General features: G+C 64.1%; 19 protein-coding genes. 13 read left to right on the top strand and 6 right to left on the bottom strand.

Annotation, left to right across the window (positions count from 1 at the left end; genetic code table 11):
* Positions 1-615 precede the first annotated feature (615 nt).
* Genes J7E82_RS16490 through J7E82_RS16480 form a run of 3 tightly spaced genes read left to right on the top strand, consistent with a single transcriptional unit; the run spans position 616 to position 3,406 of the window.
* On the top strand, positions 616-1,923 hold the full coding sequence (locus J7E82_RS16490) for a hypothetical protein (protein ID WP_214864554.1): 1,308 nt from the start codon (positions 616-618) through the stop codon (positions 1,921-1,923).
* A gap of 11 nt (positions 1,924-1,934) precedes the next feature.
* A complete protein-coding gene (nth, locus tag J7E82_RS16485; protein ID WP_214864552.1) occupies positions 1,935-2,729 on the top strand; it encodes an endonuclease III in 795 nt (264 codons plus the stop codon).
* Positions 2,726-3,406 carry a CoA pyrophosphatase gene (locus J7E82_RS16480; protein WP_214864550.1) on the top strand — a complete coding sequence of 227 codons (681 nt, stop codon included), beginning with the start codon at positions 2,726-2,728 and terminating at the stop codon, positions 3,404-3,406. Before nth ends, J7E82_RS16480 begins: the two co-directional genes overlap by 4 nt.
* A gap of 65 nt (positions 3,407-3,471) precedes the next feature.
* On the opposite strand, the gene J7E82_RS16475 is transcribed toward J7E82_RS16480, so the two are convergent.
* The gene (locus J7E82_RS16475; RefSeq protein ID WP_214864548.1) at positions 3,472-3,663 is read right to left on the bottom strand and encodes a DUF1508 domain-containing protein; all 192 of its coding nucleotides are present in this window, start codon (positions 3,661-3,663) and stop codon (positions 3,472-3,474) included.
* 214 nt (positions 3,664-3,877) lie between these two features.
* The gene (locus J7E82_RS16470; RefSeq protein WP_214864546.1) at positions 3,878-5,629 is read right to left on the bottom strand and encodes a bifunctional 3'-5' exonuclease/DNA polymerase; all 1,752 of its coding nucleotides are present in this window, start codon (positions 5,627-5,629) and stop codon (positions 3,878-3,880) included.
* A 70-nt stretch (positions 5,630-5,699) separates the two neighbouring features.
* On the opposite strand from J7E82_RS16470, the gene ssd reads away from it, so the two are divergent.
* The 7 genes from ssd to J7E82_RS16435 all read left to right on the top strand — a co-directional run bounded on the left by ssd (position 5,700) and on the right by J7E82_RS16435 (position 11,159).
* On the top strand, positions 5,700-6,833 hold the full coding sequence (gene ssd / locus J7E82_RS16465; protein ID WP_214864544.1) for a septum site-determining protein Ssd: 1,134 nt from the start codon (positions 5,700-5,702) through the stop codon (positions 6,831-6,833).
* Positions 6,834-6,922: 89 nt separating this feature from the next.
* Positions 6,923-8,098: a TadA family conjugal transfer-associated ATPase gene (locus J7E82_RS16460; RefSeq protein ID WP_374223629.1), complete on the top strand. Its 1,176-nt coding sequence runs from the start codon at positions 6,923-6,925 to the stop codon at positions 8,096-8,098.
* Entirely contained in the window at positions 8,095-8,931 is an 837-nt protein-coding gene (locus J7E82_RS16455; RefSeq protein ID WP_214864540.1) for a type II secretion system F family protein, read from the top strand. The genes J7E82_RS16460 and J7E82_RS16455 overlap by 4 nt, the downstream gene beginning before the upstream one ends.
* 14 nt (positions 8,932-8,945) lie before the next feature.
* Positions 8,946-9,581 carry a type II secretion system F family protein gene (locus J7E82_RS16450; RefSeq protein WP_214864538.1) on the top strand — a complete coding sequence of 212 codons (636 nt, stop codon included), beginning with the start codon at positions 8,946-8,948 and terminating at the stop codon, positions 9,579-9,581.
* A gap of 155 nt (positions 9,582-9,736) precedes the next feature.
* On the top strand, positions 9,737-10,147 hold the full coding sequence (locus J7E82_RS16445; RefSeq protein ID WP_251042007.1) for a DUF4244 domain-containing protein: 411 nt from the start codon (positions 9,737-9,739) through the stop codon (positions 10,145-10,147).
* A complete protein-coding gene (locus tag J7E82_RS16440) occupies positions 10,147-10,743 on the top strand; it encodes a TadE family type IV pilus minor pilin (protein ID WP_308113901.1) in 597 nt (198 codons plus the stop codon). Before J7E82_RS16445 ends, J7E82_RS16440 begins: the two co-directional genes overlap by 1 nt.
* Positions 10,740-11,159, top strand: coding sequence for an Rv3654c family TadE-like protein (locus J7E82_RS16435; protein WP_214864537.1), 420 nt, complete (start codon positions 10,740-10,742; stop codon positions 11,157-11,159). Before J7E82_RS16440 ends, J7E82_RS16435 begins: the two co-directional genes overlap by 4 nt.
* Before the next feature lie 29 nt (positions 11,160-11,188).
* Here the strand turns inward: J7E82_RS16435 and J7E82_RS16430 are convergent, their stop codons facing one another.
* Together J7E82_RS16430 and J7E82_RS16425 are read right to left on the bottom strand one after the other, a co-directional pair.
* Complete coding sequence (locus J7E82_RS16430; RefSeq protein WP_214864535.1) at positions 11,189-13,564, bottom strand: DEAD/DEAH box helicase; 2,376 nt, start codon at positions 13,562-13,564, stop codon at positions 11,189-11,191.
* Positions 13,565-13,576: 12 nt separating this feature from the next.
* On the bottom strand, positions 13,577-14,272 hold the full coding sequence (locus J7E82_RS16425; protein WP_214864532.1) for a GNAT family N-acetyltransferase: 696 nt from the start codon (positions 14,270-14,272) through the stop codon (positions 13,577-13,579).
* Between the two features lie 159 nt (positions 14,273-14,431).
* Here J7E82_RS16425 and J7E82_RS16420 point away from each other — a divergent pair, with 159 nt between their 5' ends.
* Positions 14,432-15,325, top strand: a complete 894-nt coding sequence (locus J7E82_RS16420) for a rhodanese-related sulfurtransferase (protein ID WP_214864530.1) — start codon at positions 14,432-14,434, stop codon at positions 15,323-15,325.
* Positions 15,326-15,399: 74 nt separating this feature from the next.
* On the opposite strand, the gene J7E82_RS16415 is transcribed toward J7E82_RS16420, so the two are convergent.
* Both J7E82_RS16415 and J7E82_RS16410 read right to left on the bottom strand, forming a co-directional pair.
* Positions 15,400-16,002 (bottom strand): hypothetical protein, encoded by a 603-nt coding sequence (locus tag J7E82_RS16415; protein ID WP_251042005.1) that lies wholly within the window; start codon positions 16,000-16,002, stop codon positions 15,400-15,402.
* 81 nt (positions 16,003-16,083) lie between these two features.
* The gene (locus J7E82_RS16410; RefSeq protein WP_251042004.1) at positions 16,084-16,563 is read right to left on the bottom strand and encodes a hypothetical protein; all 480 of its coding nucleotides are present in this window, start codon (positions 16,561-16,563) and stop codon (positions 16,084-16,086) included.
* Between the two features lie 53 nt (positions 16,564-16,616).
* Here J7E82_RS16410 and J7E82_RS16405 point away from each other — a divergent pair, with 53 nt between their 5' ends.
* Positions 16,617-18,356: a methyltransferase gene (locus tag J7E82_RS16405; RefSeq protein WP_214864528.1), complete on the top strand. Its 1,740-nt coding sequence runs from the start codon at positions 16,617-16,619 to the stop codon at positions 18,354-18,356.
* A 129-nt stretch (positions 18,357-18,485) separates the two neighbouring features.
* On the top strand, positions 18,486-21,209 hold the full coding sequence (gene topA, locus J7E82_RS16400) for a type I DNA topoisomerase (RefSeq protein ID WP_214864526.1): 2,724 nt from the start codon (positions 18,486-18,488) through the stop codon (positions 21,207-21,209).
* The last annotated feature ends 34 nt before the right edge of the window (positions 21,210-21,243 follow it).

Raw genomic sequence — 21,243 nt, 5'->3', positions numbered from 1 at the left:
CGGGGCAAAACTGCGGTTCTCATGCAACAGGTTCTCCAGGGCGTCGCCGTGAGGTGGCGTCGCGTCTCCTGGGCCCGTCTTGCGTGCAGCGGTGGCCGTGGATCCGGTGTTGTCCTGGGACATGGTGAACCTCATCATTCATCGATCTTTGCTGCGCGGTAAGTTCCCTCGGGGCTGCCCGCTGTGGCCGGTTGCGCGACGTCGGGCTGCGGCCCCTTTCGGATTTTCCGCAAAGAGCTGTTCCGCAGTCAACACTAGCCTCTAGGCAGGGACCTGGGCTGTCCCGCATCACATCTGGAGCAGTGAGCGGTGCTTTTTTCGCGGCGAATGGCAACAGCGTCGCCTCATTTCCCGGCGTGCTGCTGGTCCTCCCCACCTTTGGGGAGCCGCTTCCCGCCCAAGCCGCGAACTTGCAGGGGAGGCTGCAATGACAAGGCGGCAAAGGTGGGGAATTACGACGCCGTACGGTTGCTTTTGGGGCAGGCCAGCTAGTAGTGCGTCAGGCCGTTGGCTAGGCTGGAAGGAATTGTGACCCACGTGGAGGCCCCGGCTCGACCCCCGAACCGTCGCCACAGAAGGTGCCGTCCAGGGCATCAACGCACTAAGGAGATAGACATGAACCAGGCAAGCCCAGGCTCGCAAACAGGCGCTGACTCATCCGTCCCGGCCCCCGACGCCCACGCTGACAAAACTCCAGGTGCCCCCACCAACAACTCGTCGGCCAGGAAATGGGCGGACCCTTCAAAGAACCAGGCCGTGGTTGGGCCCTTCACAGTGCGCGATGTTATGGTGTTCGGCTCAACCTTCCTGCTTCTCATCGCCTCCCTGCTCCCGATGTTCGGCGCAAACTACAACCTGTGGAACCTTGGGAGCCTCTTTTTCCTGGGCCTCGGCATCATCCTTCCGCTCATCGTGACCGCGCTGTTCGTGGCCCGTCGGCTCCAGCCCGGCACCGTGATCAGGATCGGGTCCCTCTCGACTGACCAGTTCGCTTCCGTGGTTGCATCCTTCACGCTCGGTTTCTTCTTCCTCGCGACGGCCGAGGCATTCAGGCCGACCGCCCTGCTCGGCCTGATCGGCGCCCTTGGGCTACTCGCGGCCACCGTCCTGGCACCGCACGTGCCGTACTTGTCTTCCGATTTCAAGGGCCGCGCCGAGGCGCCGGCGCACCTGGTCGCACGGGAGGCCGTGGCGCCCGAGCGCAAGCCCAGCGTTCCGAAGCCCTTGAAGGCGGAGTCCCGGAAGGCAGAGTCCCGGAAGGCAGAGTCCGGGCCGGTTCCCTCGAGTATTCCTGCGACTTTCGCAGCCGACCAGGAGTCGCACGCCGCCCCGCAGGCCAGCTCATATGCACCGGGTTCGTTTGAAGAGGCGCCCTATGGACAGGGTTCCTACGTACCGCCGGCTGGTGGGGATACCGTCGCTGCCGGGCAGCCCGAGCCTCAGCCTGCCCCTACCCGCGTGTCCACTCCGGCAGCCGCCGCTCCCGCTACCCAAGCGGCCGCCACTCCCGCTACCCAGGCAGCCGCCGTCGTAGCTCCGGCCGAACCTTCCAAGGAGGAAGCTGTGCCCCCGGCATCCGCGAGCAAGGCCGGTGCCCGGGAAGCGGGGTACGACTCGACTCCGGCCACCATGGCCGCACCCAGGGTGGAGGCAACGAGCCAGCCCGCCACCCAGATCGGCGCCACGGTAGACCCTTCGAGCAGGCCCGAGGAAGCCGAGAACGGGAATTCCTACGAAGCATTCTGGTTTGCCGTGCCTCAGCATCGCACCGCTGTGGATGAGCGAACCGGTTCCCCAGCCTTCACCATCGAACCCGGCGGGTGGGTCCTTGCCCTGGAGGATCGCGGCGACGAATTCCTGGTCCAAAACACTGACGGCAGGCTGGGCGTACTCCGGGACCTCAGCAACATAGAACGCGGCTAGCAGGTTCGGCCGTGGTCAAGGCAGCCCCCGAGTCCCGCCTGGCGCTCAAACGCCGCGCCCGGAGGATTAACAAGGCACTCGCGGAGCTTTACCCTTACGCGCACGCCGAACTTGATTTCCGCAACCCTTTCGAGCTGCTCGTGGCCACGGTTTTGTCGGCGCAGACTACCGACGTCCTGGTCAACCAGGTCACCAAAACCCTGTTCGCCCGCTATCCCGACGCCCGCAGCATGGCCGAAGCCGAGCCTGCGGAGCTGGAGGCAATCATCCAGCCGACGGGCTTCTTCCATTCCAAAACCAAGAACGTCCTGGCGCTGTCCAACAAGCTGGTAGATGAGTTCGACGGCGAGGTACCCGGCCGGCTCGAAGACCTGGTGACCCTTCCCGGCGTCGGACGCAAAACAGCGAATGTTGTCCTGGGTAATGCCTTCGGTATTCCCGGCATCACGGTGGACACACACTTCGCTCGATTGTCCCGGCGATTTGGCTGGACGGACTCGGACGACCCGGTGAAGATCGAGTTCGACGTTGCGGAGTTGTTTGATCCGAAGGACTGGACGATGTTGTCGCACCGCGTGGTCTTTCATGGGCGTAGGGTCTGCCACTCCCGCAAGCCCGCATGCGGGGCCTGCGTTGTGGCCAATTGGTGTCCTAGTTTCGGGGAAGGCGAGACGGATCCGGCCAAGGCCGCCAAGCTGCTGAAGTACGAGCTCGCTCCCGGCAACGAGGAACTTCATGCCCGGCTGTTGGCAGAAACCCATCGCGCCGCGGAAATTCGCATGGAATCCCAGCGGAGGCCGGGGTGACAGCACGGGAGGACCTTGCACGGCTGGCGGCCCAAGCGCAGGCCGGCGAGCATCCGGGGGCGGACCCTCGGATTGCCTTGGGAACGGTCCAGGCCCTCACGGCGCGGCGGGCCGCCGTCCTCATGCTGTTCGGGGTGTTGGACGACGTTCCAGCCGAATCGGGGAAGCCGCTGGCTCCTGCCGACCTGGACATCCTGCTGCTGGAAAGAGCACACACCCTGGATGACCATCCCGGGCAGGTCGCCTTTCCCGGTGGGAGCATCGACCCGGGCGACGAGTCGCCTGTAGCAGCAGCGCTGAGGGAAGCCGTTGAGGAGACGGGGCTGGACGTCGATGGCGTTGAGGTGCTTGGCATCATGCCCGAACTGGGCCTGTCCCGGAGCAACTTTATTGTCACTCCGGTTCTTGCCTGGTGGGCTTCGCCCTCACCTGTCCGGGTGGTGGATTATGCCGAATCCGCGCAGGTTTTCCGCGTGCCCGTACGGGACCTTCTCGACCCGGACAACCGGTTCACAGCCACCATAACGCGAGACGAAAAAACCTTCACGAGCCCGGCTTTCGCCGTCAACGGGCTTGTGGTGTGGGGCTTCACCGGGATGGTGCTCACTGGGCTGTTCCAGCAGCTCAACTGGACCGTACCGTGGGATGAGGGTCGACTGCGGGAGATCGAGATTTAGTGATTTCGGGGGCGCGTGCGGTCCGCCGCCATTGCCGGACCTAGCGCCCCCCGCTTTGTACGGCCCTAGGCCGCCGTCCGTGACTGATCCACGATGATTCCGGTGGCCGCATTCTCGCGCACGGCATTAATGCCTGCCACAACGGCTTTCAGGTGATGGAACTTTGGCGATACCGCCACGACGGTGCCGTCCTCGGCAGTGAGCCGGAAGCGGTAGGTCTCGTCGCCGTCCCTGAGAATTTCGAACTTGCCAGCCATAGGTGCTGTTTTCCCCCTTGTGAATGCGTCCTTGCATGTGTGGCGACCGTCACGATTCGACCGCCATAGAGACCATAACCGGAATCACCGACACGGAGAAAGTTACCGCGCGGTACATTACCTTTGAGCGCGAAATTGCGCCTGCATCCTGCATATGACTGGAATGCCGGGCTCCCCATGACTAACGTTCGGGCAGCGGCTGCTAGTGGCGCGGCTACTTCGCGCTGTCATAGGAATCTACGACGGCGATACTCACCGGGAACTCGACGGGTACAGGCCCGAAGAGCAGTCTCTTGGCAGACTCGGCGGCTTCTTCGATGGCGGCAATGCAGGACTCCACCGCGGCATCCGGGGCGTGAACCATCACCTCATCGTGCAGGAAGAAAACGAGTTCACCCGAAACGGAACCCGCAGCACGCCTGGCACGCAGCCGCCGTCGTAATTCAGCCAGCCAGCAGGACGCCCAATCCGCCGCCGACCCCTGCACCACGAAGTTCCGGGTGAACCGTCCGCGGGAACGGGCAATGTTGTCGGCCCTGCGCTGTTCCTCGGCCGTGCTGGACTGTTGGCTCCGGATCCAACGCTCCGATGGCGGCGGGCTGCTTCGGCCCAGACTCGAGGTCACTGTCCTGCCTGCTTCGCCCGCCCTGGCAGCCTGCTCGACGTAATCGACGGCCCTCGGGTACATGCGTGCCAGCTGGGGCATCAGGCGCCCGGACTCGCCGGTGGTTGCCCCGTAGATGGCACCCAGCAGTGCGATTTTCGCCTTGGCGCGATCGCCGCCGAAACCCTGCTCAGCGATGCCCGCATATAGATCCTTGCCTCGTGCGGCCTCGGCCATCTTCGCATCCCGGGCCAGAGCCACCAGCACCCGTGGCTCGAGCTGGGAGGCATCGGCAACGATGAGTTTGTGGCCCGGATCGGCATGGACGGCGCCCCTGATTTGCCGGGGAATCTGGAGGGCGCCGCCGCCTCGCGAAGCCCAGCGTCCTGAGACCACGCCGCCCACCACGTACTCGGGACGGAAGCGGCCGTCCTTGACCCAGGCATCCAGCCACGCCCAGCCGTTTGCCGTGTGCAGGCGCTGCAGCTTCTTGTACGCCAGGAGCGGCTCGATTGCGGGATGCGTGGATTCCTTGAGCTCCCACTGGCGGGTGGATTTCACCTCGATGCCGTTGCGGTGGAGTGCGCGCATGAGCTCCTGCGGCGAATCGGGATTGAGCTGTGGCGAACTCAGCAGCTCGCGGAGCTCGCTGCAGAGGGCCTGTAGTTTGGCCGGACGGTGCCCCGGCAGAGGCCGTTCGCCCAGGTGGTCGGCCAGGATTTCCTCATGCAGCTCCTCGCGCCAAGGCACCCCCGTGTGCTGCATTTCGGCCGCGATCATTGCTCCGGCGGATTCAGCAGCCAGCAACAGGCGAAGCCGCTGGCGTATGTCCGCGTCGCTGGGGGCTTGGGCTGTTTCTGCGGCGTGGGCGCCGCGGGCCGGGGTGTTGGCTTGGGCGCCGCTGGCTTTGGCCAGCGCCTGCTGCTGCTGACTGAACGTCGCCCGCACGTCCTCGAGATCTGGTTGTCCGACGCGGGAGGGCTCCTCGAACAGTGCAGCCTGGTCAATCGACGGCGGCGGAGGCTGAAGGCTTCGGGGAAGGGCGGACGCTTCGTCGTCCAGGATGAGCTTTTCCGCGTTTCGGGCGAAATCGGTATGGGCGGTGAATTGCGAATGCGCCAGGATCGCACCGCAGAGGCTTAGGTCGTGGCAGCGTTCCAGCTCCACTCCAGCCGTCAGGAGGGAGGGGTACCAGTCCTGCGTCCTGTGCCAGACCCAGCGGGGCCGCCGGGCCTCCAGGCTACGGACGACGTCGGGCAGTTGGCTTGCCGGGACCGTCGTCGGCTCGCTCACCGGCAAGCCCGCGGAGGTGACTTCCTGTATAGCTGCCCCGTCCGGGTGGGTGGCGAGCAGCAGATACATACTGCCAAGGTTATCCACATACCGGCAACGGCTGCTTACGTGCCCATCGGGAAGCAGACACAGTGGCTTCATGAGCAGGCACGACATTCCACTTCGCGGTTCCAGTTCCCTCGCCCACCAGTCATTCTCTCCATCGGAGGAGCCATCGCCCTGGCTCCCACCGGAAACAGGGGATGTTCTCCTCGTCTCCCGGTACGACTACCTCCGTGATGAAGTTGAGCGAATCGTGGCGGCTGCGGGTGGCTCGCTGGTCCTGGCCGGGGATGCGGCTGAGGCCGGCGTGCTTTGGGATGACGTGGGGATCGTCCTGCTCGGAAGCGATATAAGGGAACTCCCGCCCCGGCGTCGCCCGCCTGCCGTCCTCCTCGGCGTGAGCGGGGAAGGCGACGGCCTATGGCGACTGGCGGCCGCCCTGGGCGCTGAGCGTGTGGCTGTACTGCCCGACGCCGGCCCCTGGCTGGCGGAGTTCCTGACCAGGTCCAGATCCCCTGAGCCTGGCGGCCAGGTGCTGGGATTAACCGGCGGGTGTGGGGGAGCAGGGGCCACGACTGCCGCTATCTGGCTCGCTCAATCTGCAGCCGCAAACGGGATCAGGACTCTTTTGGTCGACGGTGATCCATGGGGCGGCGGGCTGGAGCTTTCGCTTGCGGCCGAGGAGGCGCTTGGTCTTCGTTGGCCGGATTTGGCGGAGGCCAGTGGAAGCCTGGACCCCTCCCAGCTCGCGGACTCCCTGCCGATCGCCGGGGGTTTCTCGTTCCTGTCATGGCCCGGAAACAGGGAACGGCAGGCGGTGGTGGATCCAACGGCCGTGGCGGCAGTCATGGACGCAGCCCGGCGTGGCTACGAACTGGTGATGGTCGATATCGGCAGGGGAAAGGAACCACTTCGGATGTTTGCCTGGGACTGCGACCGGCTGTTCATCGTGGCGCCCGCGCAGCTGAAGGCGGCGGTGGCGGCGGCCAGGCTGCTGCACGACCTGCCCCCGGTGGACACAGCCCTCGTCATCCGGGGGCGTGGCGGTGCATCACTAGATGGGCAGCTCATCGCCGACTCCGTAGGCCTGCGGCTGCAGGGCATCATGCCGGAGATTCGTTCGGCGGCTACCGCGGTCGAACTCGGAAGACTTCTCGATGCCGGCCGACGGAAAACGGTCAGGCGCTTCACGGCCTCAGTCCTGGACCTCGTGGATGTGGAGCCCCTGTGAGCTCTTCGAACGCCCCATGGGCAGGACGGCCAAGACGGCGGAACCAGGACCTGGACTCCGTACTCCTGGAAACAGTCCGGGAATCCATCATGGCCGACGCCGGCCCCGTCACCCCCTCCAGGGTTGCCGCCGCCGTGCATGCAAGCGGACGCATGCTCGGAACCACAGGCGCCCTCGCCGCCGTCGACACGATCAGTGCCGAACTTAACGGGCTCGGTCCGCTCCAGCAGCTCGCCAGGGACCCCCTCGTCACGGACATCTTCGTCAACGGGCCCGAGGACGTGTGGTTCGATCGCGGCCGTGGCCTGCAACGGGCCGCCATAGGTTTCGCCGGGGAAGCACAGGTCCGGGCGCTGGCCGCCCGACTCATTGCTGCCGGAGGGCGCCGCCTCGATGACAGTTCGCCATGCGTGGATGTCAGGCTCGACGGCGGCTATCGAATCCATGCTGTCCTTCCGCCCATTTCCACCGCGGGAACGCTCTTGTCCGTGCGCATTCGACGCCAGGACGTGTTCACCCTGGACGAGCTGCGGGAAGGCGGTATGTTCACGCAGGCGGTCCAGGCCGTGCTTGAAGCCATCATGGACCGGCATCTGAGTTTCCTGATCAGCGGCGCCACCGGCTCGGGTAAGACAACACTTCTTTCCACGATGCTCGGGCTCAGTAACCCCGGAGAACGGCTTGTGCTGATTGAGGACGCGTCCGAACTCAACCCCGTCCATCCGCACGTCGTGTCGCTTGAATCCCGGCACGGCAACCTCGAAGGGGGCGGGGCCCTCGACCTCGGCGAACTAGTCCGCCAGGCGCTGAGGATGAGGCCTGACCGGCTGATCGTAGGCGAATGCAGGGGAGCGGAAGTGCGGGAACTGCTCACGGCCCTCAACACGGGCCATACAGGGGGTGGGGGAACAATCCATGCGAATACGGCTGCTGCCGTTCCGGCCAGGCTGATCGCACTCGGGGCACTCGCGGGCTTGAGTCCCGAGGCTGTACGGCTCCAGATGTCCAGCGCCCTCGACGTCGTGATCCATGTGGAAAGGACGGCGGGCGTCCGGCGGGTTGCCTCGATCGGCGTCCTTGCTGAAGCTGGACCGGCGCAGGTTGTCATGCCTGCCACGCTTCTACGGGACGGTGAGCCCGAACGAGGAGAGGGATGGCCCGTCCTGGCTGCACGGCTGGGCCTTGCTGCCGAAGAGACCTTCGGGAGCCGGGACCAGGGTAATCGGGACCAGGGCAATGCCGGTCGGCCCGGGGCTGCGGCATGACTGTACTCCTCGCGGCCAGCCTTGCCGCGGCGGCCTGGTTGATGTTCGGCCCCGGTGCGGGAAACGGCAAGCGCATGCTCAAGGCATTAGCGGAGGTGGGGGGAGGCCGGGAATTTCCAAAGAGCGGTTATCGCTTTCCAGCCAAAGAACGCCCGTCCCGCGGAGCCGCCGATAATCAAGCTCTGTCACTGACCATCCTTGTCCAGCAGCTCGCCGCACTACTACGGGGCGGGCGCTCCCTTCCACGGCTTTGGGAGGAACTCTGGCTGGTCCACGCGCTCACTGCCACAGTTCCAATTGGCGCGCACAAGCCAAAAGGCGGAGGCGCATCTTCTTCCAGGGCTGCACGAAGCGCGCGTCCTTCGGTTGTGTCTCGCGGTTCATTGGATGTTCTAGCGGCCGTCCGGGCAGCATCACAGATCGGCCGGCCCGCCGGCGAGGCCATCCGTAAGGCCGCCGCCCGTGCCCTCCCCGGCCAGGGCAACCGCGAGCGACGAATCTGGGGTGAACTGGCTGCGTGCTTCGACGTGGCAGAAACCAGCGGTTGCCCGTTGGCGGAGATCCTGCACCGCTTCGCCGCGCAGCTTGAAGCAGAGGACGATGCCGAGGCTGCACGACGAACGGCTCTGGCGGGGCCAAAGGCTACGGTCCGGCTGCTTAGCTGGCTTCCCCTGCTCGGCCTGGGCCTGGGGATGGTTCTCGGCGTGGATCCCCTGGGCATCCTGTTGGGGAGTCCCTTCGGTGTCGCGGCGCTTGTTGCGGGAATAGCGCTGACACTGGCCGGGCGGGCCTGGTCGGCACGACTCGTCCATTCCGCCGCTGGTGACAGCTGATGCAGCTCTGGGCCATGGAGAATCTTGGAAAAGCGGGACTGGCCGCATCCTTCAGTTTGGTCCTGATCCTGTCCGCTGCGGCGCTCGTGGCGTTCGGGGGTCGAAATCGGATCCATACCAGCGGGGCCCTGCGAGGCACGCCCCATCCATCTGGAGGGCCGGATGGGCTGCAATCAATGGGAAACACAGGTGCCAACCGAAGGAATGGCCAGCGCGAAGGACTGCGGGATGTCGCCATGATGCTGGAGCTCATTGCCGCCATGCTTGATTCCGGTGCCGGAATCGGCAGGGCCTTGGAACTGGTCGCGTCCTGCTCCGAGCCCTCCATCCGAGCCTCGCTTCGGCCTGTAGTGGCGGCCTTGGCGGTGGGAACTGACTGGGAGACCGCCTGGCGCAGCACAGCGAGCTTGCCTGGCGAAATCCTCCGACTCAAGGACGCCTTAGGCTTCGCGGCCCTCACAGGGGCCCCCTCGGCGTCGATCCTCTACGCCCAGGCCGTCAGGATTCGACGCGAACAGTTCAGGGAAGCCGAACAGCGCGCCGCAGCGCTCGGCGTGAAGCTGGTCATACCCCTTGGCCTCTGTTCACTTCCGGCGTTCATCTGCCTGGGCGTTATACCGGTGCTGCTTGCCATGCTCCCCTCGGGGTGACAGTGCCCTCCCTTGCGTTGGACGCGGACCCTTCCTCCACAGCCAGTTACCGGATGAAGTTTTCCACTTATCACCAGTCGACCCTTATCCAGTTCCGCCCACCACGAAAGTATCAAAGGACCGGCAGAAGCCGTCCAAACTGAAAGGAACCAGTCATGAACAGCAACGCACTTATGGCAGCCCCGCTCGCCCAGGCCCCTTCTTCGGCAGCGAAGGGAGCGCCTTGCTCCGGTGCTGCGCCCGGAGCACCGGCAACGCCTCACATAGCTGTCGCGCACAGGGCGTTCGGCCAGCCCAACACTCCTGGGTCGCCTAGCCAGCTGGACGCACCTGCCGCAGTCCGTGAACTTTACCCGGGCGCTTCCGCAATCGAGCCAGTCAGGCAGGTCCCTCAGAAAAAGACTTCCCACAACAGCCCATCGGAGCTGGGAATGGCCACCGCGGAATATGCCATTGCCACTTTGGCGGCAGTTGGCTTCGCCGGAATTCTGGTGGTCATCCTCCGCAGCGAGGAGGTACGCGGTTTTCTGCTGAACCTCATCCGTACGGCTCTTTCGTTGCCGTGATGAAACCAGGACCGCCGGAAGTTCGTTCCCCAGGGACGGCTCCTGCCAGGCAGCTGGAGCATCAGGGCAGGTTTTGTGCCCGGCGCCTTGGACGCCTTGGTTCGGGGAAGGACCAGGGCGCGGTCACCGCCGAGTTTGCCGTCGCCTTGCTGGCTGTGATTCTGCTCCTCGCACTGCTCCTTGCGGGGTCAGCCGCGGGAATCACGCAGCTCCGGCTTGAGGAGGCAGCCCGGGCCGGAGCACGTGCCTTGGCCAGGGGCGAGGGCAATGCTGTGGTCGAAGGGATTGTGCGACGACTTGCCGGTGACTCGGCGTCAACCGTTGTGGCAAAGGAAGGTGAATGGCTGAGCGTTACTGTTTCCGGACGGGTTGGGGGTCCGCTCGGCTCTGTCATACCGTGGCCGTTGACCGCGAAGGCATCGGCACGCTCTGAGACACCGTCGGCCCCCGCAGCTGCTTTGCATCGGTCGTTGCCTCCGAATGGGGTGCGGGCAGCCGACCTGGCTACGTGGGGCGGTTCGGACAACCGGCTTCCCATCGCAACGGGCATCATGCCTGCCGGTGACGCGGCGGGAGCACCGGGGCGAGCGGCATGAGAGTTCGCGTGAGAGCCGGCAGCGGTGTGGTCGGCCCGGCCTCATATAGAGGGAACACCGAGCCCAACTGCGCTCCGGCCGGGGAACGGGGATCAGGTACTGTCCTTGCCGCAGGACTGGGCTCCGTAGTAATGATCATCATGGTTGCGCTGCTCTTCCTGGCCCAATCAGCGACGATGGCGTCCAGAGCCGCCGCCGCTGCCGACCTGGCCGCATTGGCAGGAGCCGACGCAGCGCGTGGAATCACCAGCGGCGACCCTTGTGCTGTAGCCGGAACAACCGCGGCGCAGCACGAGGCTGTTCTGGTCAGCTGCTCGGTGACCGGCCAGGGGAACGTCGAAGTCAGGACTGAGCTGAAGCAGAAGACGCCCCTTGGCGCAGCCTCCGGTCGCGCGCGGGCAGGACCGCCGCCGTAAAAGCGCCATTGCTACCCACCCAGTTCCAACTATGCCGCGCCCGCCGTTGTGGTGGCTCCCTGCTCCGAAGCGTCCTTGAGCAGCACGTTAATCAGCGTGATGGCAGCGTCTTTATCCAAGGGGTTGTTCTTGTTGCCGCACTTAGGCGACTGGACACAGGACGGACAGCCGTTTTCGCATTCACAGGCCTTGATCGCGTCCCGCGTCGCTGACAGCCAGACTTTGGCTTTCTCGAAACCGCGCTCGGCAAAACCGGCACCCCCTGGGTGTCCGTCGTAGACAAAGATCGTGGGCAGGCCCGTGTCCGCGTGAAGGGCTGTGGAGACCCCGCCAATGTCCCACCGGTCGCTCGACGCCACGAGCGGCAGGAGGCCGATGGCGGCATGCTCCGCGGCATGCAGGGCACCCGGGAACTGGGCTTCGATCAAGCCGGCTGCGGTCAGGGAGCGATCGTGAACTACAAACCACACGGCCTTCGTAAAGAGCTCGCGGGCTCCGAGTTCGAGGGGTTCCTCTCCAAGGATCTCGTTGGAAATCAGGGCCTTGCGCTGGAAGGAGACAACTTGGGTGGTCACTTTGACATCACCGAAATGGACGGAAATGTCGCCCCAACGGGAAGTACGGAGGGTGTTGAGCACTTCGATCTGGGTCACGTCCCGGGCAGTTGTGTAGTAGTTCGGGTTCGCACGCCGGACCATCACGCAGTGCTCCTCTTCATTCAGCTCCTCTACGAGGTAGCTCTCGCCCTGATGGAGATAAATGGCTCCATTGTGAGCTTGATAGTGCGTCTGCGGGGATCCCATCGTTCCAAGGAGGGAGCCGGTCTCGGCGTCAACAATGCTTACCGGACCGCCGCCGTCTGCGCGCAGGCTCACCATTGCCGCCGCGCTTTCGGGGTGGGTCCAGAACCATCCTGCGGGACGTTTCCGCAAGTAGCCCTGCGCGACCAGTTGGTTCAACAGCCCTTCGGCTGTGGCCCCAAACAGCGGCAGCTCAGCGGGACCGATCGGCAGCTCGGCTGCAGCGGCGCAGAGATGGGGACCCAGGACGTACGGGTTGGAGGGATCGAAAACAGTAGCCTCCACGGACACGTCGAAAATCGCTTCTGGGTGATTGACGAGGTAGGTATCCAACGGGTCGTCGCTGGCCACGAAGGCCGCGAGGGCATCCTGTCCTGCCCGTCCAGCCCGGCCGATCTGTTGGAACAGGGAGGCCCGCGTGCCTGGCCAGCCTGCCACGAGCACCGCGTCAAGCCCCGAAATATCGATTCCCAATTCCAAGGCCGAAGTGCTGGAAACTCCCAGCAGCTCCCCGGACCTGAGGGCCTTCTCCAGCGCCCGCCTCTCTTCTGGCAGATACCCCGAGCGATAGGCGGCCACTCTCTGGGGAAGGCTCGGATCCACCTCATCCAGGAGCCGTTTGGCGATCGAGGAGATTGTTTCCGCACCCTTGCGGGATTTGATGAATGCAATAGTCCGGACCCGGGAGGAAACGAGGTTCGCCAGGAGGTCTGCCGTCTCGGCCACGGCCGTCCGCCGCTCCTTCGCGCCGTTCTCGCCACGGACCTCGCTCAGCGCCGGCTCCCACAAGGCCACAGTGGTGGAGCCATGGGGCGAATCGTCCTTCGAGACTTCCCGCACTGGAGCGCCAATCAGCCGGCCGAAGGACGTTCCGGGATCGGAGGCAGTGGCCGAGGCCGCAATGAACACGGGTTCCGGAAAGGAGGTGCCCGCGCCGTAGTACGCGCAGATGCGACGCAGTCTTCTCAGCAGGTTGGCCACGTGGGAACCGAAGACTCCCCGATAACTGTGGGCTTCGTCCACAATCACATACCTGAGCCGGCGGAAGAATCGGGCCCACCAGGCGTGGTTGGGCAGGATGCCGAAATGCAGCATGTCGGGATTGGCCAGGATGAAATTCGCGTGGTCCCGGATCCAGCGCCGGGAAGCGAGGTCAGTGTCGCCGTCGTAGGTTTCGGCGCGAACGGTCGGGAGCCCCAGCGCCCGGATAGCGGACAGCTGGTCCGCTGCGAGGGCCTTGGTGGGCGACAGGTACAAGGTGACGGCACCGTCGTCGTGGATTTTTCCCGGTTGGGACAGGACCTGCAGCTCCGAGAGGTGGATAGCGTTCAACGAGGGCAGCTGGTAGGCCAGCGATTTGCCGGACGCCGTCCCCGTTGCCACAACAACATGCTCTCCGGCGTTGGCTATTTCGGCAGCCTGGACCTGGTGGCGGTAAGGCGCGTGGATACCCAGGGAGCCGTAAGCGTCCACTACATCCGGATGCACCCACTCCGGCCAGGGCTCGTATACGGCCTTGCGGGCAGGGATGACGCGGACATGACGCAACTGCTCCGGATCAGGGCTCCGGCCCAGCAGGGAAATCAGCGAGTTGTGTGCGTCCACCCAAACATTCTGTCAGTCAACGGAGAGGTCAGTTTCCTCCATAGCCGACGACGACATCATCAACACATGGCTCACGTTTGACCATCCCAAGTGCGAGTACAGCTTCTGGCCATCCAGGGATGCGAGGAGGAGCCCCACCTGGACGTCGTGTTCGAAGGCTTGGGCAGCCAGAGCCTTCATGATGAAGCTGCCGAGGCCCCTGCGCTGGAAGTCGGGTTCCGTGATGATCCTGTCGAACACGGCCGTTCCGTCGACGACGAACACCCGGCCACTGGCCGCGATGCGATCACCTGAGTGGACCAGCGCATAGTGGACGCCGTTGGTCTCCGAGGTACTAAGTTCAAGATCATCGTCGGAGAGCCAGGGATCCTCGGCATCCTGGGTTTCCATATCCACCACCATCATGGTCTGGGAGGCAGAAGTGATGTACAGACCATGGAGGCTGGCCAAATGATGGTAGCGGGCCATATCGTTCGTGAGGACCGTCAGGATCCTACGCGGGCTTTCCGCTGTCTTGGCAGCCAGTTCGGCGAACTCGATGTCTGAGGGATCATAGGCGAAGTATTGCCAGTCGCCGGTCTTGTCGGCGCCGAAGGCCGCAGGGAAGCGACCCTCCATGCGAGTGTCGTAGCCGCGGCAACCGGCCCAGCCGGTTACCCAGACTTCCAACATATGCGTGATGTCTTCAACCAAGGCGTCTGGACTCATAGACAGAGACTATGCCTAGCGGTACACACTGCAACAGAGGAGGCCAGTAACAGCTCCATTAACACCATGTGCCACTCCATGCTCGCCCACCAGGCCTGCCCTGAATACACGAAGCCCCTGCGGATCATGGATTTTAGCCCACCCAGTACCCTTAAATACGTGGCTTTAAACAGAATCGTCCTTTTCTACGGCTTTACCCCCATCGGCGACCCTGACGCGGTGAGGCTCTGGCAGCGTGCCCTGTGTGAAAAACTCGGCCTGAAAGGCCGGATTCTGATCTCAAAGGACGGAATCAACGCCACAGTGGGCGGTGAGCTGAACAACGTCAAGCAGTACGTAAAAACCACGCGTGAATACAAGGTCTTCCGCAACATCGATGTCAAATGGTCGGAGGGCAGTGCAGAGGATTTCCCGCGACTCAGCGTGAAGGTGCGCGACGAGATCGTTTCCTTCGGGGCACCAGGCGAATTGAAGGTCGATGAGAACGGCGTTGTCGGCGGGGGCACGCACCTTAGCCCCGAGGAACTCCACCGCCTCCTGGACGAGAAGAAGTCCACCGGACAGGATGTTGCCTTCTTTGACGGACGCAACGCCTTTGAGGCCCAGATCGGCAAGTTCAAGGACGCCATTGTTCCCGACGTTGCCACAACCCACGACTTCATCAAGGAACTCGACTCCGGGAAGTACGACGAACTGAAGGACAAACCGGTAGTCACCTACTGCACCGGCGGCATCCGTTGCGAGGTGCTGTCCAGCCTGATGGTGAATCGCGGCTTTAAAGAGGTCTACCAGCTCGACGGCGGGATCGTCCGGTACGGCGAGACGTTCAAGGACCAGGGCCTGTGGGAAGGCTCGCTTTATGTATTCGACAAGCGCATGCACGTCGAGTTCAGTGAAGAGGCCAAGACTATTGGAGAATGCGTGCGCTGTGCGGCTCCGACGAGTAAGTTCGAGAACTGCTCCAACCTTAGCTGCCGCAATCTCACCCTGTACTGCTCCGATTGCGCTGCCAGTCCGGAAACCCTCCGCTGCCCCCAGGGCTGCGTGGCGTAGCCCAGGGCTGCTAGCTTCGCCATGGCATAGCCGGCCGCCGCGCGCCGGGGAACAGCAGATAGCTAGGCGAGCGTCTAGATCCTGCTGACCCTGAATGCGTAGTTGGCAGCCCTCGAGGCTGTAGCCGTGACCGTGAGAACGCTGTCCGACTGTACATGGACCACGTTTACCTTGGTCGTGCCGCACTGCACCATCAGATCCACCAGGGCAACATCGCCGTTCTGCACAACGAAACCGACCTGTCGCCTGCTCCGGCAGGCCAATGTGATTGCATAGGTTCCGACTGGTAGCTGCGCCGTTTGATCGCTCTGGGATTCCCCAGGGGCGAGGAGTCCTGACTTGGTATGGTATGCCTGCCCCCGCAGACTGGGCAGCACTTCCTCGGCCCACGCCTCAATGTCGTCACCAGTAACGGGGTTGTTGCGCAGCGGATCCCGGGGCAGGGAAGGATTTGTGTATGAGGTAGCCGCAGGCAGGGGTGCCCGCGTGTCTTCGTACGTGTACTCACAGGCTGAGAGGGAGCCGCAGCACAGTGTGGCAAGCACGACGGCGGCCAGCCGATTTGGTGGGGCCAGCCTCGCCCGTGAGAGCCCAGCGCGTGATGACCTCAGTTGTGAAGACTTCGCCCGCGGCGGCTCAACCTCTGACTGCACTGATCGGACATCCACGCCGTCCATGGACTGACTCTACGCCGCGGGGCTCGCCGCGGCACCTGTGGAATAGCGGCTTGCTGGCCGCCTCTTTTTGCCGGAAGCTTGCTAGGGCATGGGGACAAGCTGGAAGGCATAGATCAGGGGCGCATCGACGCTGGAGACAGTAACGTCCAGCCGCCCCGAATCAGGAACTCGTAGCCGATACCTCTCAAGGCTCCCGTTACAGGCGGCGCCTGCGTCCGCGATTTCCGTCCGGGCAGCGCCCGTCCGGGCAGCGTCATCCTTTTGAACCGTGGAGACCTCGAAAAAGGCCTTGCCTCCGCCGTCGCACACCATCGACAGTATGTAATTCCCTGCGGCGACTTCCTGGGGTCCATGGACAACCGGATCGCGGTCCAGGATCTTTCCGGATCCCTTAAGGGCCGAGCCGGAAGCCTCGGGCAGCGCGGTCGCCTGCCAGGCGGGAACATCGGCGTCGGAAATAGACCCGGCAGGAGAGCATCCCGACACCGCCAGCAGGAGCGTTCCAACCAACGCGGCCTTAGGTGCGAGGGGATTCAGCCGGGGCGGGGGAGCAGGAAACATGGATCCAACCTTACTGTCCGCAAGGCGGCCGAACCCGCCAATAGACTTGCACGGTGACCCACTCAGCAAGCACTTCAGCCGCCTTTGTGGCCGGCAACACCCCCGACGCTCCAAGCAGCAATGACATCTCACTGCTCGCGGCGCTCGCCGCTGACCTCCGAGCCATCGGCTATACGGTCGACGGCGTGGCAGAGCTACTGGGCGGCCCCGCGCATGAAGCGCTGAACCGGGACCAGATGGTTCCCGCGATGGTAGTCGCGGAAAGGGTGGCGAGTGGTCCCGCCGCTCAGGCTTCAGGAGCAAGCGGTGAGAATCGGCAGGCACCCCTCGCCGCCGTCGTCCTCTTGTGGCTCCTCGCGGTCCCGCAGCCGCGGGACAAAGTGGACGCCGCGCTTCCCGGCATACGGACGGAAGGGCTGGTGGACCTGGGACTGGTGGATATCGACGACGACGGCGCTGTCGCCGCCAAGGTAGACCTGCGACCCTACGGCTGGGACGCCAACGCGGACGGCAGCGGCGGTGCCGAACTTTGGGTGGCAAGCGATCTGGCAGCGTATCAGCGGCCCGGCGTACTGCGCCGCGATCATGTGCTGGGTATAGGGCATGCCTCCAACACACTCGTGCAGACTACCATCCGGCGGCATGCTGCACGTGCCCTGGACCTCGGCACGGGCTGTGGAATCCAAACCTTCCACCTTTTGCATCACACGGAGCATGTGACGGCCACGGATATTTCGGAGCGGGCACTGGCTTTCACTCGTTTCAATCTGCTCCTGAACGCTGAAGCACTGGATCTTGACCCGCACAACCTCGAAGCCCGCGTGACCTTGCGCCTGGGTTCGCTGCTGGAACCTGTTGACGGGGAACGATTCGACGTCGTGGTGTCGAACCCGCCGTTCGTGATCACGCCGCGCACGCCGGCTGAGTCAGCGGCAGAGCAGTTCACCTATCGCGACGGCGGTCTGCCCGGGGACGAGATCGTGGCCAGCCTCGTGCGGTCACTGCCGGGTGTCCTGGTACCCGGCGGGACAGCACAGCTTCTGGGTAACTGGGAAATCACTGCCGGCACCGAATGGCATGGGCGGCCTGAGTCCTGGCTCCAGCCTGCCTCCCAGGATGCGAGCGATACAGCCGACGCCTGGTTCATCCAGCGCGAACGCCTCGGCCCTGAGCAGTACGCGGAGACGTGGCTCCAGGACGCGTCCCAGAACCGCGACCTTTCCCACTATGCCCGGACCTACAGCGCCTACCTGGACGATTTCGCCTCCCGCAATGTGGAGTCGATCGGCTTCGGAATGATCTGGCTCCGGAGGCCCGCGGGCGGAGCCGCCCGCATTAGGCGCTTCGAGGAAATTACCTATCCGATTGAGCAGCCGATTGGACCCCACCTCGGCGCAACGGTGCAGCGGGCCGACTGGCTTGCCGCGAACAGATTGAAAGAGGCTCACCTTGTGGTGGCCGACGACGTCACGGAGGAACGCCATCAGCGTCCCGGTGCCGAACATCCCGGTGTGATCCTGCTGCGCCAGGGGGCGGGCCTGAGGCGCACCAATCTGCTAAGTACTGAGCTTGCCGGCTTCGTCTCTGCCTGTGATGGGGATTTGTCGGTGGCACAGATCATCGGCGCGCTGGCGGCTCTCCTGGGGGGAAGCGAGGATTTCGACGCCGATTCCTTCCGTAGTGGGCTGCTGGCGGAAGTCGCCAACCTTGTGCGTGACGGCTTCCTCCTTCCCGACGTCTTCCTGGCGCCCGAGACCTTCCTCGCGCCCGACAGCGAGGGGAAACAGGGCTGATTCCGGACGGCAATGTGCGTTCATTGCCGCCCTGATTTATCCACATGGTTGCGCAGGATTCTGCAAAATATGGTGAACTAGGCCAATATGGGCACATCGCCCACACAAATCTTTTTCTGTAGGAGCACCGTGCCAACCAAGGCAAAAACCGGCAAGAAACTCGTGATCGTGGAGTCTCCGGCCAAGAGCAAGACCATCGCCAAGTACCTTGGCGAGGGCTTCGTCGTCGAGGCCTCCATCGGCCATATCCGCGATCTCCCGCAGCCGTCGGACCTTCCCGCAGAACTGAAGAAGACGTCGGTGGGCAAGTTCGCCGTCGATATCGAACACGACTTCAAGCCGTACTACGTGGTGTCTCCGGACAAGAAGAAGAAGGTCGCCGAACTCAAGGCCCAGCTGAAAGACGCCGACGCGCTCTACCTCGCAACCGATGGGGACCGCGAGGGCGAAGCCATCGCGTGGCACCTGTTGGAGGTCCTGAAGCCCAAGGTTCCGGTTTACCGCATGACCTTTGGTGAAATCACCAAGGAAGCCATCCACCGCGCAATGGACAACCTGCGCGACGTCGACACCGCCCTGGTGGACGCCCAGGAAACCCGCCGCATCCTGGACCGCCTCTACGGCTACGAAATTTCGCCCGTGCTGTGGCGCAAGGTGGCTCGCGGTCTGTCCGCCGGCCGCGTCCAGTCCGTGGTCACCCGCATGGTGGTGGACCGCGAACGCGAGCGCATGGCCTTCCGCGCCGCCTCCTATTGGGATCTGACCGGCCAGTTCGGGGCAGGAAGTGGATCGTTCAAAGCCAAGCTGGCTGCGGTGGACGGCGCCAAGGTCGCCTCGGGGCGGGACTTCAACGACGACGGCGTCCTCACCTCGCCGAACGCCGTGCACCTCAACGAAGACCTCGCCACATCGTTGGCCACCGCCCTGCAGAGAGCGGACTTCCGCGTCCGCTCGGTGGACACGAAGCCGTACACCCGCCGTCCCGCTGCTCCGTTCACCACCTCAACATTGCAGCAGGAAGCCGGCCGCAAGCTCCGCTTCTCCTCCAAGAGCACCATGCAGATCGCCCAACGCCTGTATGAAAACGGCTACATCACGTATATGCGTACCGACTCGTCCGCACTGAGCGACGAAGCCGTCACTGCGGCCCGCCGGCAGGCTTCCGAGCTGTACGGTCCGGAGTACGTGCCCCAGTCTCCGAGGGTCTACGCCAACAAGGCAGCCAACGCCCAGGAAGCCCACGAGGCCATCCGTCCTGCAGGTGACTCCTTCCGCACTCCGGCCCAGGTGGCCAGACAGTTGAGCGGTGACGAGTTCCGTCTTTACGAGCTCATCTGGAAGCGCACGGTCGCCTCCCAGATGGCCGACGCCAAGGGCTCGACGGCGACTATTCGCCTCGGTGCGGTTGCTTCGGACGGGCGCGATGCAGAATTCTCGGCATCGGGTACCGTCATCACGTTCCCCGGCTTCCTGGCCGCCTACGAAGAAGGCAAGGACGAGAGCCGCGGGGACGAGGACTCAGACGAAGGCCGCCGCCTGCCGAATGTGGCCAAGGACGAGGCCCTCACCGCCTCGGACATTGTCGCCGTCGGGCACGAAACGTCTCCCCCACCGCGTTACACGGAAGCCTCGTTGACTGCCGAACTGGAAAAGCGCGGCATTGGGCGCCCCTCCACCTACGCCTCAACGATTTCCACCATTCAGGACCGGGGCTACGTCCGGAAGCAGGGATCCGCCCTGGTGCCCAGCTGGATCGCGTTCTCGGTGATCCGCCTGCTGGAGCAGCATTTCACCGATTACGTGGACTACGAGTTCACAGCCGATATGGAGGGCGACCTCGACAAGATCGCCAACGGCGAAGAGGTCGGCGCTGCCTGGCTCAAGCACTTCTACTACGGTGAGGACGCTGACCCCGGCCTCCTCAGCATCGTGAACAACCTCGGCGAGATCGACGCCCGCGAAATCAACTCCGTTCCGATCGCCGACGGCATCACCCTGCGAGTGGGCAAGTTCGGTCCCTACCTGGAAAGCTCAGCCCCAACGGTTGATGCGGAAACCGGGGAAGTAGTAGAGGCCGCCCGCGCCAATGTGCCCGAGGATCTTGCCCCTGATGAGCTGACTCCCGCCAAGGCAGTCGAGCTAATGGAGACGGCCGCGCCGGAGGAGCGTGTGCTCGGCACGGACCCGCACACTGGTCACACCATTGTCGCCAAGAACGGCCGCTATGGCGCGTACGTCACCGAGATCATCCCGGAGATGACAGAGGAGCAACTGGCCAGCCAGCCCGTGGAGTACTACAAGAACGGCAAGCCCAAGCCGCCGAAGAAGCCCGTCAAGGCCAAGCCGCGCACAGGTTCGCTGTTCAAGTCCATGAGCGTGGACACTGTCACCCTCGACGACGCGCTGAAGCTCATGAGCCTGCCGAGAGTGCTGGGCGAGGACGCTGAGGGCAACGTCATCACGGTGCAGAACGGACGCTTCGGGCCCTATCTGAAGAAGGGTACTGATTCACGCTCCATCGGCTCGGAAGAGGAAATCTTCACGATCACCTTGGAGCAGGCGCTGGAGATCTACTCCCAGCCCAAGCAGCGCGGCGCCCGTGCCGCAGTGCCGCCGCTGGCCGAGTTCGGACCGGACCCCGTTTCGGAGAAGAATATCGTCGTGAAGGAAGGCCGTTTCGGGCCGTATATCACGGACGGCGTCACCAACATCACGGTTCCCCGCTCCACCTCGCTCGAGGAGCTGACACGGGAACGCGCCGTCGAACTCCTCGCCGAAAAGCGGGCTAAGGGCCCGGTGAAGGGGACCGCAACGCGAAAGGCCCCGGCCAAGAAGGCGACGGCGAAGAAGTAGGGTGCGTTCGGTCCGGAGGCAGGGTAGGAATTGC

It is taken from the genome of Arthrobacter sp. ISL-30 (assembly GCF_018613855.1).
Taxonomy (GTDB): domain Bacteria; phylum Actinomycetota; class Actinomycetes; order Actinomycetales; family Micrococcaceae; genus Arthrobacter.
The sequence above is the reverse complement of the archived record's forward strand: the minus strand, read 5'-3'. Positions and strand labels throughout refer to the sequence as shown.

Coding starts and splice junctions, on each gene's coding strand:
- J7E82_RS16490 (WP_214864554.1), top strand. CDS start 616: ATGAACCAGGCAAGCCCAGGCTCGCAAACAGGCGCTGACTCATCCGTC.
- J7E82_RS16475 (WP_214864548.1), bottom strand. CDS start 3,663: ATGGCTGGCAAGTTCGAAATTCTCAGGGACGGCGACGAGACCTACCGC.
- J7E82_RS16470 (WP_214864546.1), bottom strand. CDS start 5,629: ATGTATCTGCTGCTCGCCACCCACCCGGACGGGGCAGCTATACAGGAA.
- ssd (WP_214864544.1), top strand. CDS start 5,700: ATGAGCAGGCACGACATTCCACTTCGCGGTTCCAGTTCCCTCGCCCAC.
- J7E82_RS16460 (WP_374223629.1), top strand. CDS start 6,923: ATGGCCGACGCCGGCCCCGTCACCCCCTCCAGGGTTGCCGCCGCCGTG.
- J7E82_RS16455 (WP_214864540.1), top strand. CDS start 8,095: ATGACTGTACTCCTCGCGGCCAGCCTTGCCGCGGCGGCCTGGTTGATG.
- J7E82_RS16450 (WP_214864538.1), top strand. CDS start 8,946: ATGGAGAATCTTGGAAAAGCGGGACTGGCCGCATCCTTCAGTTTGGTC.
- J7E82_RS16445 (WP_251042007.1), top strand. CDS start 9,737: ATGAACAGCAACGCACTTATGGCAGCCCCGCTCGCCCAGGCCCCTTCT.
- J7E82_RS16440 (WP_308113901.1), top strand. CDS start 10,147: ATGAAACCAGGACCGCCGGAAGTTCGTTCCCCAGGGACGGCTCCTGCC.
- J7E82_RS16435 (WP_214864537.1), top strand. CDS start 10,740: ATGAGAGTTCGCGTGAGAGCCGGCAGCGGTGTGGTCGGCCCGGCCTCA.
- J7E82_RS16425 (WP_214864532.1), bottom strand. CDS start 14,272: ATGAGTCCAGACGCCTTGGTTGAAGACATCACGCATATGTTGGAAGTC.
- J7E82_RS16415 (WP_251042005.1), bottom strand. CDS start 16,002: ATGGACGGCGTGGATGTCCGATCAGTGCAGTCAGAGGTTGAGCCGCCG.
- J7E82_RS16410 (WP_251042004.1), bottom strand. CDS start 16,563: ATGTTTCCTGCTCCCCCGCCCCGGCTGAATCCCCTCGCACCTAAGGCC.